Consider the following 20,215-nt stretch of genomic DNA (forward strand, 5'->3'; position numbering starts at 1 on the left):
CACTCCTCCTAATAATCTGATAACACTAATTCTAAGCGCTGAGCTTCTGTAATATCATCCGTAAAGGTACGGTAATTATGACCGCCAATGTTCAGGTTGATATGAGCTGGCTCTTTCTGTTTAAGCGTCATTTCATATTCCATCGCTCCACTAAATGCAACCGATGGATGCAAACTGTCGGAAATGGCAGAAATACCCGAACGAACATCCGCAAAATTCGGCAGTATTGACGTATTCTGGCTTAGAGTGTCCGAAATCCTGTCAGCAATCCCAATAACAGTATTTTTAACTGGTTTGAAGCCATCAAGCAAACCGCTATTTAGACCTTTCATGATAGCATTACCGGCAGGAATTAAGAGCTTACGGTCATAAGAAATTGGACCTTTGTTTCTACGAATCCAATCCGCAATTCCACCAATAAAGCTTTTAACTCCTTCATACGCAGATTTCAGACCTCTTAAAAATCCATCAATAATGGCACGACCGGCTGCAAAGAGGTCAATGTTTTTCAAACCGTCAAAAATGCCTCTCACTCTGCTTACTAAATCGGATACACTACGTTTTAAATCTTCCCATGCACGTTTTGCCCCAGAAACAAGATTGTCGATTGTATTTTGAACACTTGCTTTGAGATTGTTCCATGCATTGATAGCCGTTGACTTAATATTTTCCACTGTCCGTGAAATAAAGGTCTTAAAATCCTCCCAAGCGCGTTTCGCGCCCGCAATGAGATTGTCAATTGTTCTTTGGACACTTGCTTTCAGTTCTTCCCACTTCTGAACAGCAGTCGTTTTGATATTCTCCCAAGTTTCTGACAAGAATTTCTTGGTGTTTTCGAAACTTGTTTTCACAAAATCGACAATCTCCTTGATAACCGTATCAAAGATTTGCTTGATACCATCCCAAATTAATTGGAAAGCATCCTTGATAGACTGCCAAATCAAATCAATATCTGCCTTGGCTTGTTCAAAATTACCAGTAATCAGGTCTAGGATAATCAGCAAGGCACCCATGAAGATGGATTTAATGAATTCCCAGACACCTTGGAACATCATCTTGATACCTTCCCATAAAGGTTCAATAAAGCCTTTGATGCTATTCCAAACAGTTTCCCAGATGCTCTTGACAGCATCAAGACCCGCTTGGAATACCGCTTGTACAAACACAAACGCATCACGTACCGCAACCAATATTTCAAACCACAGATTGGTAAGGAAACTCTTTATAGTTCCCCAAACAGTTTCCCAAATACCTTTTATGTATTCCATACCGATTGAGATAGCCTGTGACACTCCATCAATAGCAGTCTGGAGAATGGACTGAATAGCCTCCCAAATGGTAGAGAAAATTCCCTTGAAGGATTCCCAAGCTCCTTGCCAGTCACCATTGATTAAGGCTGTTGCTGTGTCGATAATACCCTTGATGACATCGAATGCCGTCTGGATGATGGTTTTGATAATTTCCCAAACAGCTGATATAACTGGAGACAAAGTATTCCACACCGCGGTCGCAACAGCAACGATTTTCTCCCAAAGAGCAGACATATAGGGCTCAATCGCCTGCCAAATACTCTTCACCGTTTCAACAACAGTAGAAACCACCGAAGAAATAATAGACCAAGCAGTTGACGCGATGGATGAAATTCGATTCCACAAGGCTGCGAAGAAATCTTGTAACGATTCCCACACACCCTTGATAGATTCTACAATCGGCGCCGTCTCTGTTACAAGCCAATTCCAAACCTCTGCTGCTTTCGTCTTAATGAATTCCCAAGCACTGGCAAAGGCTGATTTTATCGCCTCCCATGCAGAAATACAGATATTCCGGAACCCTTCGCTCTTGGTCCACAAGGTGGCAATTACAGCGATTAAACCGACCACAAGACCGATTACCCAACCGATAGGATTTGAAAGAAACGCCGTACTCAAAACTCCCCATGCGGCCGAAAGACCACCAGTGACAGTTCCTGTTGACGTTAGGGCAGTTCCCAAACTTCCAAGAAAGCCTGTCGCGCCACTGATCCAGCCACCAATCTTACTGAAGATGTCCAAACCGCCAAGCGCAGTCGCAGCAACCTTGGAATCAGCCGCCATGAAGGTCAAAGCTGAGCTTGCTGCTTGAGAGCCTTGGCTCATTCCAAACAAGGCTTTCCCGACATTAAAGACGTCCGTTCCAATAGCCATACCCTTTTTAGCTGTTAAAACCGCCCCGGAGAATAATTTCATTCCTCCAGTAACTGTACTAATAGCAGGGCCAGCTAGCTTAAAACCAGCGAAAGCACCAGCTATCGCTTTAATTTGTTCAGGCGACAGTTTAGAAATAGCGTTGGTTACCTCAGTAATTTTGTCTGTCACAACCTTAAAAGCATTCCCTATAGTCTGCCCCAAATTGGACACGTCACCGCCTGAAAATGCATTGATAACATTAGAAATAGCCTCTTTTATGGCATTAAGCGCATCTTTTGCACTACTCAGCGCCCCAGAACTAGTAAAACCCGAAAAAAAGCGCTTGGTAGATTCGTAACCTTTTTGAAGACTATTAGAGATTTTTGAGATTACGCCATCGATATCAATCCCGTTTAAGAATTTTCCAAGCCCATTTGCAACCTTAGAAAAATCAACCTTATCTAGTTCAGCACCAACAGCAGATATAGCTTTTATTCCAAATTTATTTAGATGGTCAAAAGCAGGCATCAATTTATTGGATAACCCTTCCTTTGTCCCATCAATCGCTTGGTCAACCGTTTTAAACTCTGTAGCCATCTTTTGAAACGAGCTATTTGCGTCTCCGGCTACAGCAATCATTGTGTTAAAGAAATCTTCCGTGGAGACTTTTCCGTCTTGAACAGCCGTCACCAATTCAGAAGTCGTCATCCCCATTGCCCTAGCAACAGCAGAAATACCAGCGGGTGTTTGCTCTAGCATGAGCTTGAAATCAGCCCAAGCAACCGTCGGCTTAGCCGCCATCTGCACTGCTTGTTGAGACAAGGTTTTCATGGCTTGCGCAGGATTCTCTGCTGCACCTGCCAATCCGCCAAACGCCATCACAAGTTTCCCTGTGTCTTTAATTCCGACCGCAGCTAATTGGGCATAGGTAGAGGCCATATCAGACGCAGAATAAATAGTCTTGGTCGCATAGTCCTGCATAGAGGCCTTTGCGGCATCAATTTCTTTTCGACCAAAACCCAGCTCTGACAAGTTCCCATCGAACGTTTTCCAAGCTTTGGTAGAGCTCATCAACTCGCCACCCATAGAGGAGAGTCCCGCGTTAACAAGACCGGTCATCTTAGAAACCGCAGAGCTGACCAGATTAGCCCCCAACATGCTCTTAAACATGGAGGTTGCTTTATTGCTTGTTGAGTTAAAAAAGTTAGACGCTTTGTCTAGACCGGTGATTGCCTTATTGGCTTTATTTAATGTTGAGGTAAATGATTTATCAACGGCTGATAATACCGCTTCAACTGAGTATGATTCGGCCATTTAACCCTCCTTTCTAAACGTTGGCTTTTTTCAGCAAGCTATACAATTTGTCATCCTGTATCACATCCAAATCCATCTTGCCAGTAATCTTCTCGATAGCCTTTTCATGATCAAAGAAATCTTCAAATTTCTTAAAGACATAGACTTCATTCTTGCCCCTTTTCTTAGTCGCCTTAACTTGGCGATTGAGCCAAGCTTGTTGATGAAGATTATGCATGGTGTCGATACTTTGTAGAGCCTTTCCTGTCATAAGCAGGTCATACTCATACAAAGTCATTCGCCCGATAGCGTCCATATCTGTAATACCAAGAAAGCGAACGCAGTTGATGACAATTTGCTCAAAGGTTTCAGCCGAGCTTAACGGCTTTAGGCTTCGACCTTCTCCATTTCGCGCTTGAGATTGCCGATAAAGAGCTTTGACGCATTGGACTGTTCCAATTCTGTCTCAACTTCCAAGAATACCGCCTCGATATCCTCAACCTCATCCAAATAGTCACAAATCGCATCAAAACTTGGACGGGATTTCTCTGTAATCGTACCAACATGGAGATATTCAACCAGTGTCGTAATCTTACGAGCCAACAAGAGTGGCGCCGTTGTTTCAAGACCCATTCCGAATTCACCACGATCATCTTTCATGACATGGCGCTTGTCCATTTCCGTTACAAACTTCACGCCAAACTTAACTTGATACGTTTTTCCTTTGATTTCCAATTGCATGTGTTTTTCTCCTTGCTAAAAAATAAAGCGCCCAATAACGGGCGCAACCTTATGAACTAGATTTTACAGTCGTATCCTCAAAGACGTACTGCACCACTTGAGCCTGTTCTTCGGTCAAAGTGGCATTACCTGAGGCACCAACACCATTGATACCAAATTCCATTTCAAGCTCAACCAAATCTTCCGCATTCTTGGTCTTGTTGAATGAGGTAATATAGCCTTGATAATAAGTTGCTGGATATTTTTCAGCAACCTTAGCAGCACCTTTTTCGATTTCCCAAATTTCCACCAAATCACCATTGTTCATGGCTTGTTCCAGCTCTGCGACCAAAGGGTCGTTTTCGGCCATGATAGAGGTAGCGGACAATGTAACTTCGATTCCACCAATTGTCTGCAAGACCCCGTCTTTAGTTTGTGACGTATTTGTGTCACGGCTCTTTTCTGAGCTATGCTCTGTTTGGAAAGCCAGCTTAGCAGCCGCCTTATTCGCCTGCTCTTTCAAAACACGAAAAAGCAAAATCGAATCAATACCTTTTTTTGCTGTTAGCATAATTACTCCTATCTCAAATTAAAAACAAGGGTCAACCTCGCCCGTTTGAGCGGGTCAACCGTAGTAGTATCGTCCATCATCTCGATAGACGATCGTGCAATGTGTAAGGACCAACGATATCCGTCTGTTACCTCAACGCCTAGCGCTTCATGATAGATAGCCCCAGCTATATCAGAGACCTGCTTGCGCTTCTTCTGCAAGCCCCAGACGCTAACAAGTAAGGTCACAGACCCCTTGATGTCTGTCTTATTTGGCACATGGTCCGTAGTCGTTGATTCTAACTCAACAAATGGATAAGGCACCCTGTCCATCGGCTTATAGTCATAGACCGAAAAACCGAGATTCCTAATCCGTTTGTACATTTCATCGAAAATTGATTGGTCTCTTGTTTTAATCATTTAACCAACCTTTCTAGATCTTTGACAAAGTCTTTCTTTACTTCGTCAAAAGCTGGACCAACAAATGGTTGAGCGCTCATATATCGCGTACCTTTTTCTAGGTAGGCGGCATAATGAGTGGTCGGACCAGCTTTCGCAGTCAGTTTATTTGCAGAAATGGACAACTGCACCGAGCGTCTCGTAGCACCAGTCGGTTTAACAAATTTCTTTCCCTCCCAGTGCCCACGAAATACAGCTTTTCTAACAATCGTTCGTTGTAATTTTGCGCCATTTTTTTGGACAATGTCCTTTACTGCATCCATTTTTTGAATCGATTTCAGCTTCTGCCCTAGTTTATCCAGCCCAACAAACTTCATCGTCGCTTTAACCAATGCTGTTATCTCCTTCTAGATACAACACACGACCATCCTGTTTGTCAGCGATGACCTTGTAATATTGATTATTGTAGGTACAATATGCAAAGTCAATCTGCCTCGTTCTCTGCAAGTAGCAGACTTTTCTGTCCTTTTGATAATCACCAAAAACCTGTATAGACTTCTCAATGCCTAAATCGATAATCAAGCAAGGTAAAGTAATCACTTCGCCTGGCTTCGTCACATGCTCACCAAGGTCAGGATCATAGAACTCACTACTCCCTTTCTCGAAGAGGATTCTGTCTGCGTATCTCATAGCATTTTAAACCCCGCTTGATATTGATCTGAAAAATGACGTTTGATAACCTTGTCATACTCCAGAAAATCATCTATGGCAAAATCAACAGCCAATCCCTCGACCTTTTGACTCTTCATTCCTTCCGAACCTAGCTTATTGAACCGCTTCACCATCACTTCAACGATGATGAATTCCAGAGAACTAGGCACAAATGCTTGATTGGTATAAGCCATGAAATGAGCTTCCGTCAGCTCCCGAATCACTTCCAAAAGATCATCTTGCAAGTTATCAGAAATCCCCAACAGAGCCTTTACTTGCTCAATAATCTGCATAAGCTTACCCTTTCAATACTTTGATGATATCTTCTTTTTTCAAGTCATCAGAAAATTCCAGGCCTTTCTGTCTTCCCAGCTCGATAAGTTCGCTTTTCTTCATTTTCGAAAAATCTAGCTCACTCGCCTGGTTATTATCTTCGTAATGACGACGTAACAACATCCCCATCACGCACCTCCGAACTTAACAACTTTGTTGTCGTTAAACAAGTAAGTACCGTAATATTCATCACCAGTGATAACAGTCGTCTTCTTGACGATATCACGGTCAGATTCGATTTCGATATCACGTTTCAAGTTGAGAACGAAAGCGCCATAACGTTGGTCATGTTCGTTTTCTGTATCTTCTGGCGAAATTTTGATAAGGTAGCCTTTGCCTTGGGCAACTTTCTTGGTGCGCACGATTTGGACGCCTGAAACCTCCCCAAAAGTACCGGAAATAATTGCGTTTGCCCCAATCTCAGAACCAGCGAGCCAGTTCTTCCCTGCATCTTTCCGCAAAGTGATTGCATCTTTCGGATTTACAAGAGCTACATAACGCGCCTCGCCTTCGTCTTCAAAGACAGCGAGCGCTTCGTCGATATTGTCTACCGAAACTGGGGCACCAGCAATGTACTGTGTCGCTGTCGCTGCTACTGCTACAAAGTCATTGTCAATCTTATTTGCAATCGCAAGAGCAATTTGATGCCCTGCCTCTCCAATTGGGTCACCAAGACCAACCAAAACAGCCTTATCTGTAATTTCAACCCCTTTTCCGGCCTGTTTGATAGTCATTTTAGTTGTCTTGCTACCCAATTTATCAAGCGGGATAGGCTCGCCCTCTGTGATTTCGACAGCGTCGCCAATGTAAGTCCATTGAGGTACATCGATTGTATCACCAGGTTGTCCTACGAGTTCACGCTCGATGTAGGCAAGTGGTGCGAATTTGATAAGTTTTGGCAATTTGGCAGATACGATATCTTTCAAAACTTGAGGGTTTACCATATCTACAACTTTTGTTTGTGTCATGTTTTATTATCCTTTCACTAATTGTCTATAGAGTTCTGGGTCACTCTGAAGCAGTTCATTGCGGCTCTTGTAACCCATGCGATCAAACTGCTCTTTTGTAATACCTGCCGAAGTTGTTTGCTCAACTTTCTTAGGCGTCTTACCTTTAAGCATTTCGCTGACTTTCTTGTCAGCGAGGTCATTCACTAAAGTAGAGAAGCTATCTACGGCCTCTTGAGTGGCTTCTGCGGTGTCTTTAACGACAAAGCCTAGGATTTTATCATCAGCGACCAAACCATTCTCAGAAAGCATTTTAGACGCTTCTTTCTCGAGACCGCTGCGGTTGATTTTAGCTTCAAGTTCAGCAATGTAGTCAGCCTGTTTCTTAGCTTCATACTCTGCCTTCTGTTCAGCGTTCATCTTACGCAACTTCTCAGCTTCGTCCATCTTGGCTTGGTACTCCCTTTCAGCAGCACGTTTGGCTTTGCCTTTTTCCTTCTGGATGATAGCATCAAGCTCTTCCTGTGTGAATGTTTTTACAATAGCTTCAGCCGTTTCTGAGGTGTCGACTGTCTCGTTTTCGGTTTCAACTACTGTGTCTTTAATATCTTCTGCCATACGGCACCTCCTTTTTAAGTCCAGAGTGGACTGATAGCCTTAGCTTTTAATGTCATCAAAGTTTGGACAAAATAAAAACCGCATGGGATTCCATACGGTTAAGTTATTCAATTAGTTGCAGTCTTTTCCTGCTGTCAAGATGAATGACCACCTCCTTGTTAACGACCAAACCAAGGCTTCTTAGAAACCTTGTCAGCTGTTCATAGCGACCTCCTTTCTATTTTTTGCAACAAAAAAGCACCCTCACGAGTGCTTCATCTTTTAATACCAGGCTAAAATTTTTGAATCAACCAAGGTGCCTGCTTTAAGTAAGCGTAGCACCTCTGCCCGAGCCTTATTGGCATAATAAGGTACACCAAGTTCCTTGTCTCGATTTGCCTGGACAGCAATCAAGACCTCATCACCCTTAATTTCAATCATGCCAACATCATCAGTATTCTCTGGATGATAAAAGTAACCTTGACTGCCAGAGTTTTTGATTTTTTCCAGTTTAATCATTACAAATCACCTCGCTCTATCTGCCACTTAATCAGCTCACTCAAGTAGTCATACTTTTTCTGCGTGATTTTATGAGCAGTATCATAATTCATCCCCTCTGCCATAAGCTTGCTCTCCATCAACTCATGATGAAGGAGGGTAATATCGTGTTTTTGAATATCCTTACCACTAAAGAGCCTGTCCCAAGATTGAGCCATGTCATAATCAGGGTCAAAACGCTTGGAACCACCTTCTAGTTCGTAATAGTTTTCAAAAACGTGGTCATAAATAGCTTGCACATCTCGCTCAGCAAAACCTGTATGTTTTGCAATACGAGCCACTTCATGAACTGTACTACGATTTCGAACTGACTCATAGTATAGTTCAGCGTGTTTTTTCCGATGAATTTCATCAGGGTCATTCTTGGCATTCCAAGCTCCGTAGATTGCTCCACTATTCTTCATACCTTGATTATACGCTTTTTCTTTATCCTTTTCAAGTGTATTACTGTTCCAAAGCTCATACTCATCAAGCGTACTTCCGCCTGCTTTATCATCCACATACGCACCTGTCGAACAATGGCACCAAGGGTGCATTGGAGGAGCATTCTCTCCAGGCTCCATGTCCTTGACTTTGAATATCTTTCCATCTAACTTGGCACAATTTGGACAAGCTGACGGTTCTGCGATGAATTCATATTCATCATAACCATTTGCGATATAGGCTTGTTTCTGTCCCTCAGTAGCTACTCGAGCACCTTCTGTGACTGCCAAACGCTTAGCTTCACTAACAGTAACATTGAACTCCTTCCGAAGCTGGGCAACCATGGTAGTCGGGTTCTTGCCTTGCAACAACAATCGCTCTGTCATTCGGGCAACAACTTCACGCAAAGCAGTTTGCCTTTTCCAGATATTATCCGACCAATTAGCTCCATGGAAAGGAGTATTTAAAATAGCCTGAGCCGTAGTACCGATTTGACTAGCTGACAAAACAGACCGACCAAGTAGACCAGACTGCGTTTCAATCGCTTTGACAAACTCATCATTCAAAAAACGTTCCGTCAAATTTCGCTCGTCTTCTGCCAAAGCAATCAATTCAAGATCTAGATTATATTGCAACAAGGCTAGCCGATTGGTCTTCATTTTCAAGTTATACAAAGCCAGCTCTGAATTTGCCCGTGCCGAAAAATTCTTCTCAGCTACGTACCGTTTAGCCTTTTCCTCAAAAGCCTTGACATCGAAGTCATCAACCCGAGCCTTCACTTCAGCCAAGGATAAACCATTCTTATCAGCGTACCGTTGCTCAAAGGCTCTAATTTCCTTTTCTAGCTCGTTAAAGTGATAAGAGTATAATCTATCCATCTCCTCGCCTAACGTCGCACCACGCTCCATTTTGGCTAGCTGTTCAGCTTGTATCCGTTTTTTCCAATCATCACTCGCCATCCGCTATCACCATCTGACTATCTGGGCGAAGGTCCTTGTCAGTCATGCGCTCGTTAATAGCGATTTGTTTGGATAATAAGCTGGAATCCTCTTCCTCTTTGGCCATTTTCTCTATTTCATCTTGTGGGCTATCCACAATGGACAGAACAGATAGCTTAGTAGCATTAGAAACCTGACCTGAAAGCTGGGCCACAATTTGGGCTTCTTCAAGGACGTTGCGCGGAACATTTCTTGTGAATTGGTACTTGATACCCGTCCAGCCATCACTTGAGACACTAGCCATTGGCACGTTGAAAACAATCTCATACAGACGATTAAAAGCGGACTGCATCTTCCTATCTTTCATCTTGGCAAGGTTGTCCATAGCTTGTAATTTAAAAGCCAAAGCCGTTCCTGAAGCATTTCCAAAATCTTCTTCAGACAGATTCGCGACCATGGACACTGCGAAGATAGACTCTTTGAGTAAAGTAATTAGATTTTCTTGAGTTGTGTCTGAGTTTGGCTTTTCCAGGAATCCAACGTCGGGCAATGGACCATCCGAACCATTCTTCCACAAGTTAAAGATACGATTTTCGCGAATCTGCCCAGCCATATCACCATCTAACTCAACACCCACAACCTTCAAATAAGCATCAGCAAAATAATCAACATCATTAGCTTTCTCGCTTGCAGCCTTGTTTAGAGCATTGATAAGTGTCTTAACACTGTCAAAGATTCCTTGGCGTTCCTCATTCTCAACCAATTCAACGACTGGCAATCTGCCGTAGATGTGAGATGTGCGTTCTCCGAACGTGACGTCCCCTCCCTGTTGAAAAGTTGCGTCAACGATTTCCGACGCAGTGATAACCTGCCCATACCCAGTTGCCGCACCTTCTTCAAATGCGTACCGAACAGCAAACAACGGCTTTTCTTGGATGCTATCATCATGAACAATAAGCATATTTACTGGGCTATTGTAGGTCGTCCTCGTATTTCCTTCTTCGTCCTGATAGACATATAGAAAAGCATGACCAAAAATATCTGCAATTTTGGCCATCTCAAACTCATTGTCTTCCATGTCATTCAATTTACGGAAATTGTTGATAAAATCTGTTATAACGTCATCTTCGTGAGTAATTTTCACTGGAACTCCGATTTGATAACCACTGAATGTGTCCACGATATATTTAGCATAATTGATGACTAGTCTATTATCTGGTTTCCACGGATCTTTAGGGCTACCTTTTAAAATACTATGATTAGACATGTACATGTCTTCATTTTCAAAATAGTCCTTAAGTAATTTTGAACGATGCAATTCAACAGCATCTGACACCAACTCTGGCGTAATTTCTTCCGCTGATGTTGTCATTAACTTACGTTTGTTTAAACTTACTAACGACATTAAAAACCTCCCTTAAATAATTTGATTTGCGATTTAGTATCATACATATCTTCGCTAAATGCGTATCTGGTACCGTCAATCGTGTGATTATCCTTATCTTCCAATCTAGCTTTTGGGTTTCCGTCCCTGTCTACCTGGTAGTCGATGTTTTCGAATTCTTTGGCAATGTTCGGTGTTCGCTTCGGGTCGATACAAATAAAATCCAAATCATCAAGCCAACGTTCACCAAATTCAACTGAATCCGGACCTTTTTTAACACCACGGATACGTGGGATATCGAAATCATCTCTCAGTTCCGCAATTGATTTCGGTTCCGCAGAATCGGCAAAAATTACATCGTCTGAATATCCTTTGTCTTTCAGCCATTTTGCAAGTTGTCGGTTACTAATTTTTTGACCGTAAAACTCATCAATGGCATAAATACCATTCTTTTTCTTGTCATAATGCCAGCGCACGAAAGCTAATGGGTCAGTAGCGTAGCCGAAATCGACTGCATTGCGAATATTGTCAAAACTAGCAACCTGTTCATCGGTTATTTCCTCAAAACGTAGATTGTCAAATGGAACTACTCCAGAACCGATTGCTTCACCAAGGTACTCCCAACGATACCTGCGTTCAGAGCGCTCTCTGGTCGCCTCGGCTTCTTCGATAAACTCTTTAGCTATAAACGGGTTATCCTTATAAGTTGAAGCGTGTACAAAAGTATTTTCAGGTTGGAATTGACTCTCATATTTCTTATTCACCCATGACTGCTTTCGTTTTGGTGGGTTATATGTGTAAAAAAATTTATAAAAAAGACCTTCTTCCAACTCTCCACGCAAGAGGGAGTTAGTGATGGTCTTGACTTCATCTTCGGTTTTAAATTCGGCAAGTTCCTCGATCCAACCGATAGCGAATGGAAATTTGCTGTCCTTTAATGACTTAATCCGTTCTGGATTCTGCGCGCCACGGAAAACAATGTAGTTCCCCCATGGTTTGTACGTTATTCTTAATGGCGATTTGTTAAATTTAAAATATCGTTCTAACCCTTGTTCAGAGATTGCCCATTTCAATTGCTCATACACTGACTGCTCCAAGGTATTATCAGTCTTACGAATGCAAACCGCATTAACAGGGTACTGTGTGATTAGCCGTGTGATAATAAAAGCCACATTAGACGACTTACCAGAACCACGTCCACCTTTACAAGCGATATGCAACTTACGTGGATTCCATGCTGCTTGTACTACAGGTTTAAAGCCTTCCGGGATAATATCTGCTAAATCAACCGTTACCATTGTTATCCACCCAAGAATTTGCTAACACGATAGGCTCATCAATGCTGATTTCCTGTTTATCAGTTACTTGAATTCCACTCAATTCAAGAACCAACTGACTTGCTTGCAATGCTACTAGTTCACTTTTAGCATCAATCAAACCAATCAAACGGTTAGCCGCTTTTTGTGAAGCCATTTTGATGCTTGATTCGGATTCATTTTTAAATAACTCTTGGTGTCCTGGATCATCTTTAATACGCTTTAATGTGTTTCTTGATATACCAACTTCTTGAGCAATCGCAGAATCGCTCATTTCTTTTAAAGCCAGTAGTTCCAAGGCTTTATTTAGTTTTTTATCAGAAATTTTATATTTGTTTTTGCTCAAGATTGTTCACCTCCTCTAAACACAAAAAGACCACACTTCATTGTGTGACTATTTCACCATAAATAATTTCTCACACTTACCGCCGATTCCACCTTGCATCGTACTTCTTGCTGTTTTAAACTCATAGACACACTTGAATCTATCGTCTGATATTTCATAGCTTGAAATCAACACTTTATTCTTTTTGCTCATTTCGAAAGCCCAATCATAAAAATCTATTGAGTCGAAGCATCCCTTATACCCTATGTGAGTCGTGTTCTCGTATGGCGGGTCCAGATAAAAAATAGCACCCTCAACTTCCGAGAATGCCCTATAATCTAAATTTGTGATATGCAACTGTTCTAGCTGTCCTAACTGTTCTAGCTGTCCTAACTGTTGTAATCGTCCTAACTGTTGTAGCTGTCCTAACTGTTGTAGCTGTCCTAACTCACGATATTGGTTCAGCCACGTATCCGTCTGTTTATAGCCAGAGAAAGTATCGTGTTTTCTTATTATTTCGATCGCTAATCGATATTTAATGTCGGCGTGTTCCTTTCCGTACAGGTAGTCTTTACTTTTATTTCCAAAAGAATTTACAAGTAATTTCAGGTTGTCATCAACTGTTTTGTCATCTTTATCGCGTATCGTTAGAAATTCTTCACGACTAACGAGTAACGACTTTATATAATTCCTATCTTCGCTAATGACTTTAGCAAACATATCTGTCGCATCTTTATCTAAATCGTTATAATGAACGTTTAAACCACTTAACAAGCACTCTGCTGTGATAGCCCCACCGCCACCGAAAACATCGTATATCATTTTATCAGTTCCAAAATTCTGTTTGATAATCTCGATGATTTTCTTCGAGATTTTCTTTTTAGACCCTTGGTAAGGCAACCCTAGCGGTCTTCCTTTGCGGATTTTCTTTTCGTCTAGTATTAACATTCTTTTCTCCAACAAAACAAAAAAGCAGACTACGGTCTACTTTTAAGGTTATTAAGTCTCGGTACTTTGTACCTACGGGAACAGCAGGAATCGAACCTGCACATAGCGTTACGCCGTGGACGTCACACGGACCTGCTCAGGGCGCTACCCTTGCCAATTTCCAATCTTGGCTCACGTTCCCAGAAATAGATACCGAGTTCGATTTCATATGGAGCTTGGTTGTCAATTAATAATGACTGCAAAATGTAAATGCATATCTCTTCTCGGTATCCGATAATACTATTTTACTACATAAAAACGCTCATTCACTTGCAAGTTACTAGCAAACATCTCCCAAAAATTTACGAAAAACCAGTAACTCACCACCACGGTAATTCTCGGCGAACTCAATCGCTCCACGTTCGAGCATACGATAAAACTCGCTTTCAGAATATCCTAAATCGGTATAGATAGCTTTATCTTGTTTAATGTGCCACTTGCAATACTTCTCAATCAGTATCTGCCTAATGTACGGGTCTATAACTCTGTTAATTGCTCTGGTGATTTCTTCTAACTCATCGCACGCAGCAACTCTATTCGTGACCTGGGTTTCAGTAGTTTTGTTAGTAAATCCACTTGATTTTGGTTCAAAAGAGTACGTGGCAGTCAATTTTGGTGTGTATTCCTCACCGGCCATTCTGGCGTACCGTCTGTATAATTCTAGCACTTCGTAAGCGTTCTTCTTCGTAAAATACTTATCTATTTCTTTAAATAACCGCACTGCCGTACTCCTTTGTGATATAATAGTTTTAGAATTTTATCCACAGAGTCAGTACAAGTGTGCTGGCTTTTTTATTTCCACGCAATTACTGGACGTTCAATTTCCGCTTTCCACGAAGTCTTGTTCAGCGGGTCTAGCTGACAGAAAATCGGCCTGTACTTCTGTGATTTTGGTTTATGTCGGTCCTTTAATTCATAGTACAAGCGATTGATTTCCGCTACATATTTCAATTTTGGTTCCACCCCATCCATCCAAGCTCTAACAGTCTTGCCGCACCCAACACCTATTAACTGCGCTAGCTTGTCATACGACAATCCGAGACGATGTCTGACGTAACTGACTTTCTCGATGATATCTATGCCGTCATCTACGATGCAGTCTTTAGTGTCTTCGTATAACTTCTGCAATTTATGCATAACTTCGGTCGGTGCAGAGTTAGAATGCTCCCATTTGATTATCGTTGTCACCGAATACCCAATTATTGCGCCAAGTTCTTTCTGGGTCATACCAAGTTTTAACCGTAGGTCTTTAACCGTGCCTTCTGCATACGGTTCTGGCTCTGGTTTTGGTGCGTATTTATTAAAACTATGCCGTTTAATCATAAGTCCTCCAAGGCTACCCACCGGAATTGTGGGTATTTTTTTGCTTCTTCTTGGGTGCATTTGTAAGCAGAAAGATTAATATCAAACAGCTCACTCGATTCCATTATTGCAAATCTTCCTAATACAGTTATCAGAAATGTATATTCCCAATGCTTCGGCTCTGGCACATCGACCAGTAGCACGCCTAGTTTTTTAGTCATTGTTTACCTCCTGTGATTTTTTATCTGGAACAAACGAACAATTCGGGTAATCGTTAAATTCTTCAAACTCTGACCTGCGACACTCAAGAAACGCTCGCTCCAAGATTTCTAATCTTTTTGAGCGTCTTTTTAAATCTTCATACTCCCACTGCAGTATTTTTACAAATGGTATACGGTCGATATCCTTAATTTCCTGCTTAAGAGGATTTTCTGGTATCCAAGTATCTAAAATGTGCATATCCTACCCCTCTCTAAAATCTGGATTTTCGTAGATGAATTGATACCCCTTAACAGATTTTCTTCTGCCAGCTAAACACATTGAAATATTTCCATTTGATTTCATGTTCAAAAAATATCGTGCATCATCTACGCTTTTAAAGCGACCGATGATTTGGGTCATTTTTTCCCATTTTTTAATTGTTGACATATTGCCTGCTCCTTTCATGCTTTTCAAAACTCTAAGCTTCGGTATCATTTTCTGCCTCCCTTTTGTTTTATAAATATTAAATTCTTTCCAAAACACCTCGGGCATCGTGAATATTCAAACATCACATTGTATGTTTCGTATTTAAAACAACATGTACGACAATAAACTGTGCTAAGTATCGCCATCACTCCACCTCCACAGGCTCATAGCTTACCTTAACTAAAATCCCTCTGCCGTCATCTTTGGTAATTTTAGCTTCCAAATAATCACTATCGTTTTCTGTGATTATTTTTAGGACATCGGCTACCGACATGTTTAAAAATTCATTCGTTGTCATTTAATACCTCCACATCAAACTTTATCTCACTAAGCGAAACATAGTCTAGCCTGCCGTTGATTTTAACTGCAGCAACCGGTCTTGCATATGGTTGACCGAGCAAATCTGTGCCAGTATATTGAAATATACCAAGAAATTCAGCCTGTCTCCATTCTTTGTTAATCCTTACTCTACAGACCTCAGAATGGTAGCTTACAGTAACTTTTCCTTTCATCACTCCACCTCTTTCGCAAACTGCCACGCCCACTCAAAATCCTCTTTGATTTCGGATTCGGTGAGTTGATGATCTGGTTCTTTTTTCCATTTATAGTTGGGGATCTCATTCAAAAAGATATCATTTCCAATAAATACCTTTCCATTTTCTTTATACAAGAATGTGACAGTATCTGAGCGATTTGGGTCAGGTATCTCCACCGTGTACAACTTCTCCTGTTCAATCTCAAAGCCGTCCAGCCAGGCACGGGCTATCATATCAACCTTCTCAGGAATCAAGTCATCATTCCCATCATATGCCCAATCACCGACCTTCTCATCATCATCCAGGTTATAAAGAACTTTTTGCAAGTGCCAGCCAGAGCGTTTACACTCCTCAATCCACTCCGCCACAAACTTCGGCACCACAACCTTCTGTGGTTCGTCGATTTGGTTGATGAGGTCTAATACCTGATTTTTAATAACCATGTCAACTTTTTGACCTGCTATCATATCGTTAATGTTTAACGTATCTATATTTTTGATTGTTTCAATCGCTTCCTGCTTATTCATCTGTTTCCTCCAATTTTCTTGCTATCGCTTCAATCACATTAACCGTGACCGAATTACCGGCCTGCTTGTATAGCTGGCTATTACTGTTTACTGCTTGGGCTTTATCAAACGCCCAATCTGGGAATCCTTGCAGTCGCCAACACTCACGAGGTGTCAGTTTGCGGATGCGGAAATTCGGCGTTACCACACCTTGCTCTTCGCCTGTCAAAAGTGTATTGGCTACTTGTTTTCCGACTCTACCTCTTCGTGTGGCAGAATTGGGATGTGACAGATTGATAGAATCGCCAACGGTCGCCTCAGAGTAGCCTTTAGAAGTTGCTTCTCTGACAGCTATTTTCGGTTCCAATCCACCACCTTGCATAGTTCGGATGGTTGGAGCGATTCCCTCTGGGTCGTATATGCAACCACTTTGGTTAAAATTTGGTTCAATGACCCCAACCACTTTTATTCGATCTGGAGTGAGTAATGGGATGGCCACTTGCTTAGGTCCTTTGTAATCTGTTGCAGTCAAGCACCCCATAACACCATCCGGAGAATAGACAATTTCTTTTTGCCCGAGACTATGACTATCCTCGCTTTGAGTACTACCGACTACTTCTATTCTTGGTTCAAAATCAGATTGCGTGTTTTCTCCTCCGAAAGGAAATACCGCTCGTCCACCTGCTCCTCTAAGATGTCCGATAATAAACACCCTCTCTCTGTTTTGGGGGACTCCAAAATTCTTGCTGTTGAACACTTGCCATTCCGCATCATACCCCAATTCATCCAACGCTCCGAGGATAGTCTCGAATGTATTTCCGTTGTCGTGATTGAGGAGTCCTGTAACGTTCTCAAGGAATAGATATTTAGGTCGGAGAATAGATGCGAACCTAGCAATCTCAAAGAATAAAGTCCCTCTAGTATCTTCAAATCCTGCTCGCTTTCCAGCAATGCTGAAAGCCTGGCACGGAAATCCTCCACAGATAACGTCCACACGTCCAATTCCTCGAACAGACTCATCTGTGACTCTTGTAATGTCATGAAATTCAAATTCTCCTTCCGTATCATGTATTGCTTTGTAGCTTTTTCTGGCAAATTGGTCTATCTCGCAAAAACCGACACATTCATGACCGGCTCGTTCCATACCGAGACGGAAACCACCTATGCCGGCAAATAGGTCAAGAAATTTCATTGTTTCCGTCCTTTCAAATACTCAGGCATATCATCGCCGATATTAATACTGTCGTACTGTTCCCTGGTCACCAAAAACTTACCGTACGGCCTAACCTCGACATAGTAATGACCGTCAACCACATCCTTAGCCGTGACCTGGCCAAACATCTCCGTGCCTGCGTTGTCTACCTGGTAGATAATGACTGGCTCACGGGATTCCAGGGCGTCAATCTTGCTTCGCATGCTATGCACTTCAATCAATGATACAATCAACGCAAAGCTTAGTGCTCCCATTATTAATCCTTCTTTTCGCATTTCTCCTCCAAATCCTCAATTAGCCAACCTAAATTCTGCTGAGCTTTCTTTAGGTCCTCGACACCATTTTTCCATTGGAACCGCAAGATGTATTTCACTGTGTTAAAGAAGTACGCAGCTTGCATACCACGTAAATTGCCAATAAAATTCCTGATGACATCAATTACTTCTAAACCATATTTACCTTGGTAATGTTTTGGTTTGGTTACGTTATCGAATGGTTTCATGTACTTCCTCCGTCACAAATCATCCGACTTCACGTAGGAACCGTTGACCATCTTACCGTTGCGGTCTTTGATTTCTTCGTAAGCAACTTCTAGGCACTCCACCAAATCTAGATTAAGCTGTGTAGCCAACACAATCAGTGTGACCAAGGAATCACCCAAGGCATCTTTCAGCGCTTGTTCCGGGTCTTCAAACTTGGTTGGTTTTAATAACACATCTCGGATTTCTCCGACTTCTTCTGTCACTCGCATCCATTGGATTCTAGGGTCTGCTTGATGCAAATCTCTCTTAAATGCCCACAGGACAACGTTGTTTTTTAATTCTTCAAAATTACTCATATACTTCTTTTACCTCAATTTCAATTCTGTATTTATCTTTTAGTCCACTCAGACCACCATACTCAAACGTCATAAACTTAATCACCTCATGGTTATCATCTGTCCAGATACCAGCATCGGTCATACCGTCAATCAAGACTTTCACAGTAGGATAAAAATTCGGTGGGTCCATCCGTCTTTTAGTAGGTGCGTAAATCGTCACCAGAAGCCCACAGGGGCGTTTTTTTGTGTAAGGGGTATATTTACCCTCGGAGACTTTTAAAAACGCTATATGGCGAAGATAGGCGGTGATTTTAGCCTTCTGTGCCCAGTTCATTCTGTCATTAGCGTTCAACATCTCTTTTTTGCGCTTCGTGTTAGACAAAATAAATTCAAACTTCAACTAATCGCCTCGCTTTCATCTCATTGGTTCGCTTGGTATAAGTCGGCGACTTGTAAAAATGTATCGTCGATACCTTCACGCCGAATTGTTCAGCTAATTCTTTCGTTGTGCCAATTGCCAACAACTCATCGCCTTTGTAGAGAGCGTATTCTTTTTCTGGATTAGACATACTTCACTAAAATCAAGCGACTGCCTTTGTGTGAGAATGGCTAAATACGGGCAGTCGCTTTCGTCCAACTGTCAACTGATTGTTTCCAATTGACGCTTCTTTCTAGGTTGCAGTTTTTCGAGGTTGCCCAGCTCGTTAATTTATATTTCCAATAATTCGCTAATCGACACTATGCGATTTAGTTTCTTTTTACTTCGGCAATAATTGCATTTACCGCATTTAGTCGGTTCGACTTTTCCAATTACTACATCCCATATATGACCGACACGCTCTGAAACGTATTCTAAGCCCTCTGAGAGCGTTTCTTCGTCTAGGCCTAATATTTCCTTATCCGGTTCGTTTTCCTTGCTTACAGCCACGATTAGAGGCCTATATGAACGTCCTGTCATTTGTCTCAGTAATTCCTGGTAAACAGCCCCTTGGACGTGGTAATTGTAATTGATTATGTTCGCTATCGCTCCAGGCACTTTCCTTTTCAGTTCCTGACACCATTCTTCACCGTAAATGGTCTTCATCGTTTTCAAATCCACCATGTAATTCCTAGTGTGGTTGATAGAGTCGATTTTGCCCTTAAACGGAACACCAGCAATTGCGCCAGTTACAATCATCTCTTTCTCTACCTGGTCTCCTTTTCGGCCGTGGTAAAGATTATTGAACAGCTCATCAGTTTCTAGTGTGGCGATAACCTTATCTGCCAATTTGTAATCAGCCAGCAGGCCATACGGCTTACGACTAGAAAATAAATCCGACTGATGCTCTTTTAAAAATTTCTCATGGGCCTCTTTGCTCTCAAAATAGCTATGGACGTAATTTCCAAAAACCAACGGCTTCTGGTCACGGTCGTCAATCCACTTGCCAGAATCGAGCGCCAAGGCTTTCGCCTCGCACTCAAGATACTGTTTAAAGCGTGATACTGACATGTAGTCTTTGTCATCAT

General features: G+C 41.9%; 33 protein-coding genes and 1 tRNA gene. 1 reads left to right on the plus strand and 33 read right to left on the minus strand.

Annotation, left to right across the window (positions count from 1 at the left end):
* Positions 1-8: 8 nt before the first annotated feature.
* Complete coding sequence (locus tag ACVC7T_RS03670) at positions 9-3,335, minus strand: tape measure protein (protein WP_447262483.1); 3,327 nt, start codon at positions 3,333-3,335, stop codon at positions 9-11.
* Positions 3,336-3,348: 13 nt separating this feature from the next.
* Between ACVC7T_RS03670 and ACVC7T_RS03675 the strand changes: the two genes are divergently transcribed.
* Positions 3,349-3,483 (plus strand): hypothetical protein, encoded by a 135-nt coding sequence (locus tag ACVC7T_RS03675; protein WP_447262484.1) that lies wholly within the window; start codon positions 3,349-3,351, stop codon positions 3,481-3,483.
* Positions 3,484-3,492: 9 nt separating this feature from the next.
* On the opposite strand, the gene ACVC7T_RS03680 is transcribed toward ACVC7T_RS03675, so the two are convergent.
* From ACVC7T_RS03680 to ACVC7T_RS03835, 32 genes are all read right to left on the minus strand, one after another.
* Positions 3,493-3,774, minus strand: a complete 282-nt coding sequence (locus ACVC7T_RS03680; RefSeq protein ID WP_105160797.1) for a hypothetical protein — start codon at positions 3,772-3,774, stop codon at positions 3,493-3,495.
* Between the two features lie 71 nt (positions 3,775-3,845).
* Positions 3,846-4,199 (minus strand): tail assembly chaperone, encoded by a 354-nt coding sequence (locus tag ACVC7T_RS03685; RefSeq protein ID WP_447262485.1) that lies wholly within the window; start codon positions 4,197-4,199, stop codon positions 3,846-3,848.
* Between the two features lie 49 nt (positions 4,200-4,248).
* Complete coding sequence (locus ACVC7T_RS03690; RefSeq protein ID WP_172094591.1) at positions 4,249-4,749, minus strand: phage major tail protein, TP901-1 family; 501 nt, start codon at positions 4,747-4,749, stop codon at positions 4,249-4,251.
* Positions 4,750-4,757: 8 nt separating this feature from the next.
* On the minus strand, positions 4,758-5,147 hold the full coding sequence (locus ACVC7T_RS03695) for a phage capsid protein (protein WP_447262486.1): 390 nt from the start codon (positions 5,145-5,147) through the stop codon (positions 4,758-4,760).
* Complete coding sequence (locus ACVC7T_RS03700) at positions 5,144-5,518, minus strand: HK97-gp10 family putative phage morphogenesis protein (protein WP_238143443.1); 375 nt, start codon at positions 5,516-5,518, stop codon at positions 5,144-5,146. The genes ACVC7T_RS03695 and ACVC7T_RS03700 overlap by 4 nt, the downstream gene beginning before the upstream one ends.
* Positions 5,511-5,816: a hypothetical protein gene (locus ACVC7T_RS03705; RefSeq protein ID WP_105160793.1), complete on the minus strand. Its 306-nt coding sequence runs from the start codon at positions 5,814-5,816 to the stop codon at positions 5,511-5,513. The genes ACVC7T_RS03700 and ACVC7T_RS03705 overlap by 8 nt, the downstream gene beginning before the upstream one ends.
* Positions 5,813-6,130: a phage head-tail connector protein gene (locus ACVC7T_RS03710; protein ID WP_447262487.1), complete on the minus strand. Its 318-nt coding sequence runs from the start codon at positions 6,128-6,130 to the stop codon at positions 5,813-5,815. Before ACVC7T_RS03710 ends, ACVC7T_RS03705 begins: the two co-directional genes overlap by 4 nt.
* A gap of 4 nt (positions 6,131-6,134) precedes the next feature.
* A complete protein-coding gene (locus tag ACVC7T_RS03715; protein ID WP_447262488.1) occupies positions 6,135-6,299 on the minus strand; it encodes a Rho termination factor N-terminal domain-containing protein in 165 nt (54 codons plus the stop codon).
* Positions 6,299-7,138 (minus strand): N4-gp56 family major capsid protein, encoded by an 840-nt coding sequence (locus ACVC7T_RS03720; protein ID WP_447262489.1) that lies wholly within the window; start codon positions 7,136-7,138, stop codon positions 6,299-6,301. The genes ACVC7T_RS03715 and ACVC7T_RS03720 overlap by 1 nt, the downstream gene beginning before the upstream one ends.
* 6 nt (positions 7,139-7,144) lie before the next feature.
* Positions 7,145-7,735 (minus strand): DUF4355 domain-containing protein, encoded by a 591-nt coding sequence (locus ACVC7T_RS03725; protein ID WP_447262490.1) that lies wholly within the window; start codon positions 7,733-7,735, stop codon positions 7,145-7,147.
* Positions 7,736-7,996: 261 nt separating this feature from the next.
* The gene (locus ACVC7T_RS03730; protein WP_105137065.1) at positions 7,997-8,233 is read right to left on the minus strand and encodes a hypothetical protein; all 237 of its coding nucleotides are present in this window, start codon (positions 8,231-8,233) and stop codon (positions 7,997-7,999) included.
* The gene (locus tag ACVC7T_RS03735; protein ID WP_447262491.1) at positions 8,233-9,654 is read right to left on the minus strand and encodes a minor capsid protein; all 1,422 of its coding nucleotides are present in this window, start codon (positions 9,652-9,654) and stop codon (positions 8,233-8,235) included. Before ACVC7T_RS03735 ends, ACVC7T_RS03730 begins: the two co-directional genes overlap by 1 nt.
* Positions 9,644-11,038, minus strand: a complete 1,395-nt coding sequence (locus ACVC7T_RS03740; RefSeq protein ID WP_447262492.1) for a phage portal protein — start codon at positions 11,036-11,038, stop codon at positions 9,644-9,646. The genes ACVC7T_RS03735 and ACVC7T_RS03740 overlap by 11 nt, the downstream gene beginning before the upstream one ends.
* Complete coding sequence (locus ACVC7T_RS03745) at positions 11,038-12,315, minus strand: PBSX family phage terminase large subunit (protein WP_447262493.1); 1,278 nt, start codon at positions 12,313-12,315, stop codon at positions 11,038-11,040. The genes ACVC7T_RS03740 and ACVC7T_RS03745 overlap by 1 nt, the downstream gene beginning before the upstream one ends.
* Positions 12,302-12,679: a phBC6A51 family helix-turn-helix protein gene (locus ACVC7T_RS03750; RefSeq protein ID WP_257117961.1), complete on the minus strand. Its 378-nt coding sequence runs from the start codon at positions 12,677-12,679 to the stop codon at positions 12,302-12,304. The genes ACVC7T_RS03745 and ACVC7T_RS03750 overlap by 14 nt, the downstream gene beginning before the upstream one ends.
* Positions 12,680-12,727: 48 nt before the next feature.
* The gene (locus ACVC7T_RS03755) at positions 12,728-13,606 is read right to left on the minus strand and encodes a DNA adenine methylase (protein WP_447262494.1); all 879 of its coding nucleotides are present in this window, start codon (positions 13,604-13,606) and stop codon (positions 12,728-12,730) included.
* Between the two features lie 75 nt (positions 13,607-13,681).
* Positions 13,682-13,787, minus strand: a tRNA-OTHER gene (locus tag ACVC7T_RS03760).
* Positions 13,788-13,925: 138 nt separating this feature from the next.
* Positions 13,926-14,366, minus strand: coding sequence for an ArpU family phage packaging/lysis transcriptional regulator (locus ACVC7T_RS03765; protein WP_447262495.1), 441 nt, complete (start codon positions 14,364-14,366; stop codon positions 13,926-13,928).
* A 71-nt stretch (positions 14,367-14,437) separates the two neighbouring features.
* Positions 14,438-14,968 (minus strand): helix-turn-helix transcriptional regulator, encoded by a 531-nt coding sequence (locus ACVC7T_RS03770; protein WP_447262496.1) that lies wholly within the window; start codon positions 14,966-14,968, stop codon positions 14,438-14,440.
* The gene (locus ACVC7T_RS03775; protein ID WP_447262497.1) at positions 14,965-15,168 is read right to left on the minus strand and encodes a hypothetical protein; all 204 of its coding nucleotides are present in this window, start codon (positions 15,166-15,168) and stop codon (positions 14,965-14,967) included. Before ACVC7T_RS03775 ends, ACVC7T_RS03770 begins: the two co-directional genes overlap by 4 nt.
* Positions 15,161-15,406, minus strand: a complete 246-nt coding sequence (locus tag ACVC7T_RS03780) for a hypothetical protein (protein WP_447262498.1) — start codon at positions 15,404-15,406, stop codon at positions 15,161-15,163. The genes ACVC7T_RS03775 and ACVC7T_RS03780 overlap by 8 nt, the downstream gene beginning before the upstream one ends.
* 3 nt (positions 15,407-15,409) lie before the next feature.
* The gene (locus tag ACVC7T_RS03785; protein ID WP_447262499.1) at positions 15,410-15,595 is read right to left on the minus strand and encodes a hypothetical protein; all 186 of its coding nucleotides are present in this window, start codon (positions 15,593-15,595) and stop codon (positions 15,410-15,412) included.
* A 184-nt stretch (positions 15,596-15,779) separates the two neighbouring features.
* A complete protein-coding gene (locus ACVC7T_RS03790) occupies positions 15,780-15,932 on the minus strand; it encodes a hypothetical protein (protein WP_447262500.1) in 153 nt (50 codons plus the stop codon).
* Positions 15,919-16,146: a hypothetical protein gene (locus ACVC7T_RS03795; protein ID WP_447262501.1), complete on the minus strand. Its 228-nt coding sequence runs from the start codon at positions 16,144-16,146 to the stop codon at positions 15,919-15,921. The genes ACVC7T_RS03790 and ACVC7T_RS03795 overlap by 14 nt, the downstream gene beginning before the upstream one ends.
* Positions 16,146-16,697 (minus strand): DUF1642 domain-containing protein, encoded by a 552-nt coding sequence (locus ACVC7T_RS03800; RefSeq protein ID WP_447262502.1) that lies wholly within the window; start codon positions 16,695-16,697, stop codon positions 16,146-16,148. The genes ACVC7T_RS03795 and ACVC7T_RS03800 overlap by 1 nt, the downstream gene beginning before the upstream one ends.
* Positions 16,690-17,868 (minus strand): DNA cytosine methyltransferase, encoded by a 1,179-nt coding sequence (locus ACVC7T_RS03805; protein WP_447262503.1) that lies wholly within the window; start codon positions 17,866-17,868, stop codon positions 16,690-16,692. Before ACVC7T_RS03805 ends, ACVC7T_RS03800 begins: the two co-directional genes overlap by 8 nt.
* Positions 17,865-18,164, minus strand: a complete 300-nt coding sequence (locus tag ACVC7T_RS03810; RefSeq protein WP_447262504.1) for a DUF1372 family protein — start codon at positions 18,162-18,164, stop codon at positions 17,865-17,867. Before ACVC7T_RS03810 ends, ACVC7T_RS03805 begins: the two co-directional genes overlap by 4 nt.
* Positions 18,146-18,391 carry a DUF3310 domain-containing protein gene (locus ACVC7T_RS03815; protein WP_447262505.1) on the minus strand — a complete coding sequence of 82 codons (246 nt, stop codon included), beginning with the start codon at positions 18,389-18,391 and terminating at the stop codon, positions 18,146-18,148. The genes ACVC7T_RS03810 and ACVC7T_RS03815 overlap by 19 nt, the downstream gene beginning before the upstream one ends.
* A 12-nt stretch (positions 18,392-18,403) precedes the next feature.
* Positions 18,404-18,727, minus strand: a complete 324-nt coding sequence (locus ACVC7T_RS03820) for a MazG-like family protein (RefSeq protein ID WP_447262506.1) — start codon at positions 18,725-18,727, stop codon at positions 18,404-18,406.
* Positions 18,720-19,043 carry a hypothetical protein gene (locus ACVC7T_RS03825; protein ID WP_447262507.1) on the minus strand — a complete coding sequence of 108 codons (324 nt, stop codon included), beginning with the start codon at positions 19,041-19,043 and terminating at the stop codon, positions 18,720-18,722. Before ACVC7T_RS03825 ends, ACVC7T_RS03820 begins: the two co-directional genes overlap by 8 nt.
* Before the next feature lie 55 nt (positions 19,044-19,098).
* Positions 19,099-19,278, minus strand: coding sequence for a hypothetical protein (locus ACVC7T_RS03830; RefSeq protein ID WP_447262508.1), 180 nt, complete (start codon positions 19,276-19,278; stop codon positions 19,099-19,101).
* A gap of 140 nt (positions 19,279-19,418) precedes the next feature.
* Entirely contained in the window at positions 19,419-20,198 is a 780-nt protein-coding gene (locus ACVC7T_RS03835) for a PD-(D/E)XK nuclease-like domain-containing protein (RefSeq protein WP_447262509.1), read from the minus strand.
* Between the last annotated feature and the right edge of the window lie 17 nt (positions 20,199-20,215).

This window comes from Streptococcus sp. P25B114 (assembly GCF_053010325.1).